9 protein-coding genes are annotated in these 12,049 nt (G+C 35.8%); 7 read left to right on the plus strand and 2 right to left on the minus strand.

Annotation, left to right across the window (positions count from 1 at the left end; all coding sequences use genetic code 11):
- Positions 1-267: 267 nt before the first annotated feature.
- The 7 genes from V6624_RS14170 (at position 268) to V6624_RS14200 (ending at position 9,087) form a co-directional block, all read left to right on the plus strand.
- The gene (locus V6624_RS14170; RefSeq protein ID WP_338839026.1) at positions 268-1,443 is read left to right on the plus strand and encodes a cellulase family glycosylhydrolase; all 1,176 of its coding nucleotides are present in this window, start codon (positions 268-270) and stop codon (positions 1,441-1,443) included.
- 303 nt (positions 1,444-1,746) lie between these two features.
- Positions 1,747-2,781, plus strand: coding sequence for a glycoside hydrolase family 43 protein (locus V6624_RS14175; protein ID WP_111290462.1), 1,035 nt, complete (start codon positions 1,747-1,749; stop codon positions 2,779-2,781).
- A 217-nt stretch (positions 2,782-2,998) separates the two neighbouring features.
- The gene (locus V6624_RS14180; RefSeq protein WP_338839027.1) at positions 2,999-4,813 is read left to right on the plus strand and encodes a glycoside hydrolase family 2 protein; all 1,815 of its coding nucleotides are present in this window, start codon (positions 2,999-3,001) and stop codon (positions 4,811-4,813) included.
- A gap of 258 nt (positions 4,814-5,071) precedes the next feature.
- Positions 5,072-6,094, plus strand: coding sequence for a family 43 glycosylhydrolase (locus V6624_RS14185; protein WP_111290464.1), 1,023 nt, complete (start codon positions 5,072-5,074; stop codon positions 6,092-6,094).
- Positions 6,095-6,152: 58 nt separating this feature from the next.
- Positions 6,153-7,331: an aldose epimerase family protein gene (locus tag V6624_RS14190; protein WP_111290465.1), complete on the plus strand. Its 1,179-nt coding sequence runs from the start codon at positions 6,153-6,155 to the stop codon at positions 7,329-7,331.
- 204 nt (positions 7,332-7,535) lie between these two features.
- On the plus strand, positions 7,536-8,516 hold the full coding sequence (locus V6624_RS14195; protein ID WP_338839028.1) for a glycoside hydrolase family 43 protein: 981 nt from the start codon (positions 7,536-7,538) through the stop codon (positions 8,514-8,516).
- A gap of 157 nt (positions 8,517-8,673) precedes the next feature.
- Positions 8,674-9,087 (plus strand): 3-hydroxyacyl-ACP dehydratase FabZ family protein, encoded by a 414-nt coding sequence (locus tag V6624_RS14200; RefSeq protein WP_111290467.1) that lies wholly within the window; start codon positions 8,674-8,676, stop codon positions 9,085-9,087.
- 62 nt (positions 9,088-9,149) lie between these two features.
- Here the strand turns inward: V6624_RS14200 and V6624_RS14205 are convergent, their stop codons facing one another.
- Together V6624_RS14205 and V6624_RS14210 are read right to left on the minus strand one after the other, a co-directional pair.
- Positions 9,150-11,078 carry an OmpA family protein gene (locus V6624_RS14205; RefSeq protein WP_111290468.1) on the minus strand — a complete coding sequence of 643 codons (1,929 nt, stop codon included), beginning with the start codon at positions 11,076-11,078 and terminating at the stop codon, positions 9,150-9,152.
- Positions 11,079-11,090: 12 nt separating this feature from the next.
- Complete coding sequence (locus V6624_RS14210) at positions 11,091-12,014, minus strand: PorP/SprF family type IX secretion system membrane protein (RefSeq protein WP_111291189.1); 924 nt, start codon at positions 12,012-12,014, stop codon at positions 11,091-11,093.
- Between the last annotated feature and the right edge of the window lie 35 nt (positions 12,015-12,049).

Here is a 12,049-nt window from a genome sequence, read left to right on the forward strand (position 1 = left end):
TGGATGGAAACAAAGATAATTTCATTCAACAAGTAAAATCTAATTTGATCTGCTAAAATCTTTTAAAATCTGCGTGAAATACTTTTTTGCATCCATTTTTCACGCAGATTTATACAGATTAAAGCAGATTTAGAGAGATTTAAATTAAGCCTGAAGAATAGAAAAAATCACTCAATGAATTAAAACTGATTTTTTGAGGGAATCAGAAATACAAAATCTGATTCCCTTATCATAAAGAACAATTGTTCAAAATAAATAACATTTAGAATGAAGAAAGTAAAATTGTGTCTGACATTTATGTTAGCAGGACTAGTATTGCTTAGCTGCAACAACAAAAAAAGTAATCCTGAAGAAAAGAAAAGCGAAACCACTTCAGTAGAAAAAAGAGAAATCTGGACAAAAGATCAGGCCAATAAATGGTACGCAGCGCAATCTTGGTTGGTTGGAGCAAATTATTCTCCTAGCACAGCTATAAATCAGTTAGAGATGTGGCAGGAAGATACTTTTGATCCAAAAAGAATTGATCAAGAATTGGGTTGGGCAGAAGGTCTTGGAATGAATGTAATGCGCGTGTATTTGCACGATTTATTACATCAGCAAGATGCCGAAGGTCTTTACAAAAGAATGGACACTTTTTTAGGAATTGCAGATAAACACCACATCAAAATTCTTTTTGTTTTGTTTGATTCTTGCTGGGATCCGTTTCCTGCTTTAGGAAAACAACGCGCGCCAAAACCGCATACGCATAATTCTGGTTGGGTTCAGGCTCCAGGGCAAAAAGCATTACAGGATAAAACACAATATCCTCGTTTAGAGAAATACGTAAAAGAAACGGTAGGAAAATTCAAAGATGACAATCGTATTTTGGGTTGGGATCTTTGGAACGAACCAGATAATATGACTGGACCGTCTTATGAAAAAGTAGAAATTAAAAACAAAGCCGATTTAATTCTGCCTCTTTTAAAAGACATTTTTGTTTGGGCGAGATCAAGCAATCCATCTCAGCCATTAACTTCAGGAGTTTGGGTTGGAGATTGGAGCGACGAAGCTAAAATGAAACCAATGCACAAAATGCAAATCGAGCAGTCTGATATTGTTTCTTTCCATAATTACAACACGCCTCAGGATTTCGAAAAAGTAATCAAAGAATTGCAACGTTACGGAAAACCATTATTGTGTACAGAATATATGGCAAGACCAAATGGAAGCACTTTCGAAGGATTCTTGCCAATTGCGAGAAAATACAATGTTGGTATGATCAACTGGGGATTTGTTGACGGAAAAACACAAACGAAATACGCTTGGGACAGTTGGACAAAAACATACACAGCAGAACCAAAAGTCTGGTTTCACGAAGTATTGCATACAGACGGAACTCCATACATAAAAGCAGAAACTGATTTGATTAAGAAACTGACATCTGAGGCGAATAAGAAAAATTAGACAATGTGTCAATTTGATGATTAGATAATTGTTTTTGCTACAGATTGTACAGATTTTTAAAACACATAGAAACATAGTTTTGCTTTGTCTAAAAAAGGCGTTTCACTTATTTCAATGCACATAGCTATGTGTGAAAGCTAGCTTTTTCTCTAATCTTAACAAAGAGTAATTAAAAATCTATGTTTCTATGTGTTTAATTTTCAATAACAGATTTAATCATTTTAATCTGTGAAATCTGTGGCAAAAAATAGAATTAGTGAAAATTAGTGGAATTCGTGGCAAAAAAAATAAAACCTAATGACAATGAAAATACACAAAATAAAACAGCTCCTTTTGTCGATGGTAATTATTGTCGGCTTTTCAGCGAAAGCGCAACAGCCAGATCCGCCTGGACAAGTGAAGGGAAATGAAAAACCGAAAAACGAAGCCTATCTTTTTGCGCACATGACGCATAACGATTACGGCAGATTATATTATTCTGTTAGTTTGGATGGACTTCATTGGGAAAACCTGAATAACGGAAAACGCGTTTTTGAAGATTACAAAGGTCATCCAGATATCTGCAAAGGACCGGACGGAAAATATTATATCGCTGGAAATACTGGAGATGATGCGAAAAGTATCAATATTTGGGTTTCAGATGATTTAATTACTTGGAAAAAACATTCCGATTATACACCAGATTTAAAAAGCACACCAGATTATTCAAACGCTTTACAGCGAATTGGTGCGCCAAAATTATATTACGATGCACCTTCTGAAAAGTTCATCATGACGTGGCATACGCCGCATTTGGAAGGAACAAAGGAAGATGGCGAACGTTATTGGGCAAGTCAGCGTACTTTGTATGTTTTGTCTAAAGATCTAAAAACTTTCGAAGGAACGCCAAAACGCTTATTCGATTGGGATATGGGAACAATTGATGTTTTTATTCGTAAAGTTGGCGATTCCTACTACGCCGTGATTAAAGATGAAACGTATCCAACTTTGTATTGGACAACCGGAAAAACCATCCGAATTGCCAAATCAAAATCCCTTTTAGGACCTTATTCTTTGCCTCAGCAATCTATCAGTCCAAACTTCAGGGAAGCGCCAATGTTAATTCCTTCTCCAGATGACAAAATATGGTACATGTATTACGAACAATATCCAGGAGTTTCGTACGGATTATCAATAGCAGATAACCTAAACGGACCTTGGTTTCAAGCCTCAGGCTACACTTTTTTCTCAGATTGGGACAAATACAGTCTCCCAGAAAAAGTGCGCCACGGCTGTATGATTACAATCTCTAAAAAAGAATACGACAGTTTAGTGAAGAAATTCGGAAAGAAGAATTAAGATGGAAGTTTTAAGTATTAAGAGCAAGTGAGGAGTGCTTAGGAAAAAATCTTAATACTTAATACAAAAATCTTAATGCTACTAAAAACTTGGTTAGTTAAGTTAGTTTAGTTCAGTAATTATCGGGCTTATGTGGAGATGAGCCCGGTAATTCATTTTGATTTAGAAAAAACATCACGGCATTCATTCAACAATTAATGCCTAATAAATATAAAGCATGAAGAGAAAAAGTATCCTTTTTTTAGCCTTGTTTTCGGTCTTTGCAGCAAATGCACAATGGAAACCTCAAGGAGATAAAATTAAAACAAAATGGGCAGAGCAAGTCGATCCAAAGAAACCATTGCCTGAATATCCGCGTCCGATTATGGAGCGTGGCCAATGGAAAAATTTAAACGGCTTGTGGAATTACAGCATTCAAGAATTCGGAAAAGCAGCGCCTTCAAAATACGACGGACAAATTCTGGTTCCGTTTGCGGCAGAATCTAGTTTGTCTGGCGTAATGAAAGAAGTTGGTTCTAAAAATGAACTTTGGTACGAAACTAATTTTTCAATTGAATCTGGCTGGAATGGCAAAAACATTCTGTTGCATTTTGGTGCTGTCGATTGGAAAACTGAAGTTTTTATCAACGACATAAAAGTGGGTTCTCATACTGGCGGATATACGCCGTTTTCATTTGACATTACGCCATTCATCCAAAAAGGTAAAAATCAAAAATTGGTTGTAAAAGTTTGGGATCCTTCAAATGACGGGCCGCAGCCAAGAGGAAAACAAGTTAAAAACCCTGAAGGAATTTGGTACACTCCCGTTACAGGAATCTGGCAAACCGTTTGGATTGAACCTGTAAATGCTAAAAATATTACAGAATTAAAAACAACGCCAAATATTGATCAAAATACCATCAGTATTAAAGCTGAGGTAAATGGAGCAGAAAAAGGCGATTTAGTAGAAATTTCAGTTTTAGACAATGGAAAAGAAATTGCCAATCAAAAGTCGGTTGTGGGCGAAAGCAATGATATTGTTTTGAATAATCTGAAATTATGGTCACCAGAAAGTCCATTTTTGTATCAGACAAAAATTCGCTTAATCAGCAAAAATAAAGTCGTTGATGAGGTGAAAAGTTATTTTGCTATGCGTAAAATCTCGTCTAAAAGAGATGAAAACGGTATTATGAGAATGCAATTGAATAACAAAGATTATTTCCAATTCGGACCTTTAGATCAAGGCTGGTGGCCAGATGGACTGTACACGGCGCCAACTGATGAAGCTTTGAAATACGATATCGTTAAAACGAAAGAATTAGGTTTTAATATGATTCGTAAACACGTAAAAGTAGAACCAGAGCGCTGGTATACGCATTGCGACCAAATGGGAATTTTGGTTTGGCAAGATATGCCAAGCGGAGACGATCAGCCGATTTGGCAAAATAGAAAATACTTTGAAGGAACAGAATTACAGCGTTCGGCAAAATCAGAAGAAATCTACAGAAAAGAATGGAAAGAAATTATGGATCATTTGTATTCTTATCCAAGTATTGTCGTTTGGGTTCCGTTTAATGAAGCTTGGGGACAATTTAAAACCGTTGAAATTACAGAATGGACGAAAAACTACGATTCGAGCCGTTTAACGAACTCTGCAAGTGGAGGAAATCACTTCCAAACGGGAGATATTTTAGATCTGCATAACTATCCTGGCCCAGAAATGTATCTTTATGATGCAAGACGAGTTACCGTTTTAGGAGAATATGGCGGAATCGGTCTTCCGCTTGAAGGACATTTGTGGAGAGCAAATGACAACTGGGGTTACATTAAATTTAAAAATGCAAGTGAAGTTACCGCCGAATACATAAAGTACGCTGAAATGCTTCGAAAATACGTTAAAACGGGATTCTCGGCTGCGGTCTATACTCAGACAACAGATGTTGAAGGAGAAGTAAACGGTTTTATGACTTACGACAGGAAAGTGGATAAAATGGATTTTAAAGCTGTCAACAAGATAAACACGGAGGTTATTAATGCTTTGAATGTTAAATAATTTTTAAACACATAGGCGTTTGGTTTGTCATCTCGACGAAGGAGAGATCACACAAGAAACTCCGCACAGTATGTCACCAATTTTTATCGAATACCTAGTGTGATTCCTCGTTCCTCGGAATGACAAAAAGATGCCGAACAGCTTTGTGTTCTTCGTCTTCTTCTGAAGTGACAAAACTGAGAAAAACCTTTGCGAGCTTTGCGAAAAACCTTCGCGCCTTTGCGTTAAAAAAAACTAAGAGCCTAAAATCAATAAAAAATGAAAAAATATCTAATCCTTTTTCTGTTCACAACAATAAGTTTCGCACAGCAAAAAACATTCACCAACCCAATCCTTCCATCGGGAGCAGATCCTTATAGCACGTATTACAAAGGCTATTATTACTACACGAACACACTTGGAAACAAATTGGTTTTGTGGAAAACAAAAGATCTTTCGGATATCAAAAATGCAAAAAGCAAAGTCATTTGGATGCCACCAAAAGGAACTGATTACTCAGCTGAAATCTGGGCGCCAGAGTTTCATATCATCAATGGGAAATGGTATTGCTATTTCGCGGCTGATAATGGAGATAACAACAATCACAGAATGTATGTTTTAGAAAATAAATCATCAGATCCGTTTAAAGGGAATTTTGAGTTTAAAGGCAAAATCGCTGCAAAAACCGATAAATGGGCAATTGATGGAAATGTTTTCGAATATAAAAAGCAATTGTACATGATTTGGGCAGGCTGGGCAGGCGACAAAAACGGTCAGCAGAATATTTACATAGCTAAAATGAAAAATCCACTAGAAATTGACGGCGATCGTGTTATGATTTCTGCGCCAACAAATGATTGGGAAACGCACGGTGCGTTACACGACGATGTAAATCCGCCGCAAGTTAATGTGAATGAAGGGCCGCAATTTTTGGAAAGAAATGGCAAAATCTTCATTGTTTTTTCTGCCAGTGGCTGTTGGACAGATTTCTATGCTTTAGGATTATTGAAATTCAAAGGCGGAGATAATTTGTTAGATGCTTCGGCTTGGGAGAAAGCTCCAGAACCAATTTTCAAGCAATCAGAGAAAGATAAAGTTTACGCTCCAGGGCATAATTCGTTTTTTAAATCACCTGACGGAAAAGAAGATTGGATTCTATATCATGCCAATTCAAATCCGGGTGAGGGCTGTGGGAATAAAAGATCTCCAAGAATGCAGAAAATTAATTGGGATGCAAACGGATTTCCAGTTTTGGGCGAGCCTGTGAGTGAAGGAACGCTATTAGCTATTCCATCAAAATAATTAGAAAAGATTTTAAACCAGAGAATGAGATTGCTTCGTTCCTCGTAATGACATAAAAATGAAAAACATTCAAATAGCTGCAGTTTTGTTGCTTGCGTTTTTTCAATTCAATTGTAGAAACAGCAAAAAAGACGATTCGGCTTTAAAAGAAAATACCGAAATCAAATTAGATTCCGTAAAAACGGTTTTAGAAACTAAAAACTTCGACACGATAATCGATGGCAAAAAAGTCAGTTTGTATTGGATCGAAAACAAAGGTATAAAAGCTGCTTTTACCAATTATGGCGGGCGATTAGTAGGTTTGTGGATTGCAGATAAAAACGGAAAACAAACCGATGTTGTAGTTGGAATGAACAGCGTAAAAGGTTTTAAAAACTCGACTGAACCTTATTTTGGGGCTACGATTGGAAGAGTTGGCAACAGAGTTGCATTAGGCAAGTTTACGCTTGAAGGCAAGCAATATCAGATTCCGTTAAATAATGGAAAAAATGCTTTACACGGTGGTGTAAAGGGCTTTCAAGATGTAGTTTGGAATGCGGAAAAAACAGATGAAAAGACTTTGGTTTTTACTTATGTTTCTCCAGATGGCGAACAAGGTTTTCCAGGAAATCTGAATGTAAAAGTAACTTATACGCTTACAGATGATAATTCAGTGAAAATGGAATATGAAGCGACAACGGATAAAACGACAATTGTAAATCTAACCAATCATGCTTTTTTCAATTTAAATGGAGAGGGAAGCGGAACGATTTTAAATCATGAATTACAGATTTACGGAGATAAATTTACACCTGTTGATGAAGGTTTAATTCCGAGTGGCGAATTAAAATCAGTAAAAAATACACCATTTGATTTTACTTCTAAACATACTATTGGCGAAAGAATCGAAACTAAAGACGAACAGCTGAAATTTGGAAAAGGTTATGACCACAATTATGTGCTGAATACAGACAAAAAAGATGGTTTTGTTCAAGCCGCAACGATTAAAGGCGATGTTTCAGGTATTACTTTAGATATTTATACAAAAGAACCTGGACTACAGTTTTATAGCGGAAACTTTATGCAAAGTAAAAATACCTTTAAATCAGGTGCTAAAGATGATTTTAGAACTGCTTTTGCTTTAGAAACACAGCACTTTCCAGATGCTCCGAATCAGCCAAAGTTTGCTCCGATTACTTTAAAAGCAGGAGAGAAGTATCATACAGTTTCTTTGTATAAATTTTCGATCACAAAATAATGTTTTTCGCAATTATTTCCACGATTTCGATACCCTAAAAATCGAATTAAAAATACAGTTTTAAAAACAAAAAAGTAATCAAGATTTTGTTGTGATTTATTTAAAAAATGGCGCAATTTCTACTATAGGTTTTTTCTATACTAAGTATTTAACTATTTGATTTTTAGATTTAAAATTATATTTAACTAAATAAAAAGTTTAATAATGAATGTTAAGAGATATTTTAGTCTGCTGAGTTTGTTTTGTGTCTTTATTTGTTGTTCTCAAGAGAAAGAAACGGCTAAAAAAACGGCTTCAAAAGACAAATCAATCTTGCTGGCAGATCCGACCATTTTTTACGAAAATGGAGTTTATTATTTGTACGGAACAACAACTGGAGATTTTCCTAACGGAGAAGGTTTTCAAGTGTACACTTCTTCAGATTTAAAAAAATGGAATGGTCCATCTGGCGCACAAAATGGTTTGGCTTTAAAAAAAGGTGATGCTTTTGGAACGAAAGGTTTTTGGGCTCCTCAGATTTTTAAATTCAATGGAAAATATCAAATTATTTACACAGCCGATGAGAATATCGCTATCGCAAGTAGTGATAGTCCGATTGGGCCATTTAAAAGCGATTCTAAGGCTCCAATGTTTAATTTGGGCAAACAGATCGATCCGTTTGTTTTTGTTGATGAGGATGGTAAAAAATACCTTTATCACGTGCGTTTGACTAACGGGAACAGAATTTTTGTTGCAGAATTAAAAGAAGACCTGTCGGGAATTAAAGAAGAAACGCTGAAAGAATGCATTTCTGGGGTTCTTCCTTGGGTAAATACACAAAATGTATCTTGGCCAGTCACAGAAGGTCCAACGGTCTTAAAACACAACGGTTTGTATTATATGATTTATTCTGCAAATGATTTTAGAAATCCTGATTATGCTGTAGGGTATGCAACAGCAAAAAGTCCGTATGGACCTTGGAAAAAAGCTGCGGAAAGTTCAATAATAAGCCGTAAAGACGTTGGAATAAATGGAGTTGGCCATGGAGATGTTTTTTATGATAAAGACGGAAAAATGAAATATGTTCTGCATACGCATTTAAGCAATAGCGGGGTTTCGCCAAGAAAGGCAGGAATTATCGATATTGATTTTGAAGGAAATAAAATCAAAGCAAATGCTAAAAGTTTTGTCTTATTGCAAGAGTAAAACGATTGATTTTAGAGTTGATAACGGGAAAAGAGATGCTTTGGCATCTCTTTTTTGTTTAAGAAATATAGCGATAAAATAAGTATTTAACAGAGATATAATTTAAAACGTTGGTTATTTCATACCAGATTCGTACATTGGTAAAAATTACACAAACATGACTAAAAAAATAGAAGATTTAATTCCGCATCGTGCACCGTTTCTTTTTGTCGATGAAATTATTTCTTATACTACAGAAACAATCATTGGTTTAAAGACATTTACAGATAAAGATGCTTGGCTCCAGGGTAGTTTTCCAGATTTTAATTTTGTTCCAGGAACTATTTTAATCGAAGCAATGGCGCAATGTGGAGGCGCAGGAATAAAGCTTTTAGGAATCGCAGACGGCGTTTTTGGGTTAGTAAGTATGGATAATGTTGAGTTTTTTGCTGGTGTTGAGTTTAATAAACTGGTTAAATTTGTAGTGAAAAACATTCGCACAAGTGAAAAAATCATTAAACAATATGGAGAAGCTTTTGATGAAGATAAATTGATTATGAAAGGTGAATGGATGTGTGTGAAGCTTCAGTAAAAGAATAAAAGCTAGAATTTGTATAGAAAATAAAAGCGTCCTAGAATAGTCTAGGACGCTTTTTACATTTTGGTAATGATGAATTCGCTTCGTCGATTGATTTGATGCTGAGCTTCTGTACACGGAACTCCGTTGGAGCAATTGTTGATTAACTGAGTTTCTCCGTAGCCTATAGCGCTTTCTATTCTTTCGGGGGCAACTCCTTGAGAAATGAGATAATCTCTTGTGGCTTTTGCTCTTCGATCTGAGAGCTCAAGATTGTATTGATCATCGGCACGAGAATCGGTATGCGATTCAATTTTTATTACTACTGAGTTATACTGATGCATTAAGAGAACCATTTTATTTAATTCTATTGCAGCATCATAGCGAATTTCTGATTTGTCTAAATCAAAGAAAATGATTCCGATTTTTATTTTTAAAACGCCATTTTCGCGAACAATTAAAGCTGGATCTAAACCTACTGGAACTTCTGTTTTTCCAGAACTATTTGCTGTAACGATCGCTTTATTATTGGTGTTATAATTGTCTTTTGTGACCTCAATAGTATACGAAGTGTTGCAATTTATATTGTTATTAAAGTCGTATTTTCCGTCAAGCTGAGAAACGGTTTCAGCCACTTTTATTCCGTTTGTATTTTTAAGCGTAACCATCGCGCCGCCGATTCTGTTGTTTGAAATGGCATCAAAAATATATCCGCTTATAGCTTGATTGCATGATCTTTCAAAAGAGTAAATATCATCATCTCCTTTTCCTGTTTTTCTGTTAGAACAGACAAAACCTTTGTTGGTTGCTTCGTTAACGATATAGCCAAAATCGTCTCGATTACTGTTTAATGGCGCACCAAGATTGGCTGGTGTATCAAAAACACCGTCGTTTATTCTGCTTTCGAATACGTCTAAACCTCCTAAACCTAAGAAGCCATCAGAAGAAAAATAAAGTGCCTGATCGGTGATGTAAGGAAACATTTCTCGTCCTGTTGTATTTATTTTTTCGCCTAAATTTTTGGGTTCAGAAAATTTATTATTGCCTAAAATATCAACTACAAAAATATCAGTAGAACCAATTGTTCCTGGCATATCTGAAACGAAATACAGCTTTTTCCCGTCTTTGCTTACAGAAGGATGCCCAACTGAATAATTGTCGCTGTTAAAAGGCAACTCTTTAATATCGGTCCATTGTGTAGTTCCGTTTTGGTTTTCTACAGCTGTTGCGGAGTAAATTTTTAAATTATTAATGCCTTTGCTGTCACGTTTTAGTTTTCCGTTATAGTTATTTCGGGTAAAGTAAATGGTTTTTTCATCTGGAGAAAAAGCAATACAGGCTTCATGATATTTGGTTGTGATGTCTTTTCCGAATCGTTCTTTGAAAGTAACATTAGATTGTGTTTCATTTATTTTTCCTAGCTGCATATTAAGATACGGTTGATCGTTCCATCCGTATTTGTCTGTTTTCCAATACGAAGAATCGACAGTTGTTGAATAAACTAAATCGCCTTTGTAATACATTGGTCCGAAGTCTGAATAAGCGGAATTAATGTCTAAATTCTCCAGTATAAAAGACGGTTTTATATTTTCAATATCCTCTAGTGTGACATTTTTAAGAGAAAAGTTGTTAGCTCTGGCATCGGTTGATTTTTGTTTTTCGGCGAAATTTTTCATCCATTTTTTTGCCAGATCATAATTCTGAATTCCTTGCAGCGACTGTGCATAACGGAATAGATATTCGGCCGAAACTTCATTAGGATAATCAGCAATCAGTTTTCCGTACCATTTTGATGCGCTTGACATTCTGGTATTGAAATAATAAGCATCTCCAAGCCGCTGAAGCGTTTCTTTAGAAGCATCACCGTTATTTATTGAAAGTTCATACGATTTTGCGGCTTCCACATAATACATCTTATCAAAAAGAGCATCGGCAGTTTTGTTTTTGGTTTGCGAATAAATCAGCTGTATAACCAATAATGCGAGTATAGTAATTGTTCTTTTCATAGACTATCCGTATTAAAAGAATCTTGGTGATTTTAGTCCTTTTTTGCGTGAAACCAGTTCAAAGCGAAGCATAATTTCGTGCGTACCGCTGTTATAATTCTGCAAAGCGGTTGTAGTATAATCGTAGGCGTAACCTGCCATAATCATTGGTGTGATCTGGATTCCGACTAGACCGCTTACAGAATCTGATGTACGATAAGAAACACCAAGTGTTAGAGCATTATTAAACATAAAATTGGCTGATATATCTGCAATTAAAGGTGCTCCAGCCACATATTTGACCAAAACAGCTGGTTTGAATTTGGTATGAGCAGAAAGGTCAAAAACAATACCTCCAATCAGATACAGGTGAATTCTCTGATTAACTAAATCTTCGCTGATATCGTCATAAGTATAACGTTCTCTGGTCATAAAATTCGGAATTGAAATTCCAACATAATCTCTTTCTCCATGCCAATACAATCCAGCTCCAACAACGGGCAGGAATTTATTGGTAATGTTTTCACGAAATTGTACATCTGGATCTTTGTAGCTTCCTTTAGACCAATCGATATTAATTACGCGTCCACCACCTTTTATTCCAAAAGAGAGTTTATGTGATTCGCCAGATTTAATGGTATAAGAGAAATTGGCATCCAAATACTGCTCGTCTGTTGGTCCGATTTCTTCATTTACGACTGAAATTCCGAGACCTACATTTTTTGCGACAGGTGTATCCAGAGAAAAACTTTGAGTATTTGGAGCACCTTCAAGACCAACCCATTGTGTTCGATAAATTCCTGTTATAGCTAAATGTCCCAGAGAACCGGCATAAGCCGAGTTTACAGTGAGTGTATTGTACATATATTGCGTGTATTGTGGGTCTTGCTGTGCAAAGGCTCCATATGCCGAGAATAGAGTTATTATCGCGAAAACCTTTTTTATATTTTTAATCATAGCCAATTTTATTTTGGTTAATCCTATTCTTAAAT

The organism is Flavobacterium ginsenosidimutans, assembly GCF_037478105.1.
In the GTDB taxonomy this organism is placed as follows: Bacteria; Bacteroidota; Bacteroidia; order Flavobacteriales; family Flavobacteriaceae; genus Flavobacterium; species Flavobacterium ginsenosidimutans.

What these genes read in the sequence shown, in the direction of transcription:
- V6624_RS14195 (WP_338839028.1), top strand. Translation starts at nt 7,536, where the DNA reads ATGAATGTTAAGAGATATTTTAGTCTGCTGAGTTTGTTTTGTGTCTTT.
- V6624_RS14185 (WP_111290464.1), top strand. Translation starts at nt 5,072, where the DNA reads ATGAAAAAATATCTAATCCTTTTTCTGTTCACAACAATAAGTTTCGCA.
- V6624_RS14175 (WP_111290462.1), top strand. Translation starts at nt 1,747, where the DNA reads ATGAAAATACACAAAATAAAACAGCTCCTTTTGTCGATGGTAATTATT.
- V6624_RS14190 (WP_111290465.1), top strand. Translation starts at nt 6,153, where the DNA reads ATGAAAAACATTCAAATAGCTGCAGTTTTGTTGCTTGCGTTTTTTCAA.
- V6624_RS14200 (WP_111290467.1), top strand. Translation starts at nt 8,674, where the DNA reads ATGACTAAAAAAATAGAAGATTTAATTCCGCATCGTGCACCGTTTCTT.
- V6624_RS14210 (WP_111291189.1), bottom strand. Translation starts at nt 12,014, where the DNA reads ATGATTAAAAATATAAAAAAGGTTTTCGCGATAATAACTCTATTCTCG.
- V6624_RS14205 (WP_111290468.1), bottom strand. Translation starts at nt 11,078, where the DNA reads ATGAAAAGAACAATTACTATACTCGCATTATTGGTTATACAGCTGATT.
- V6624_RS14170 (WP_338839026.1), top strand. Translation starts at nt 268, where the DNA reads ATGAAGAAAGTAAAATTGTGTCTGACATTTATGTTAGCAGGACTAGTA.
- V6624_RS14180 (WP_338839027.1), top strand. Translation starts at nt 2,999, where the DNA reads ATGAAGAGAAAAAGTATCCTTTTTTTAGCCTTGTTTTCGGTCTTTGCA.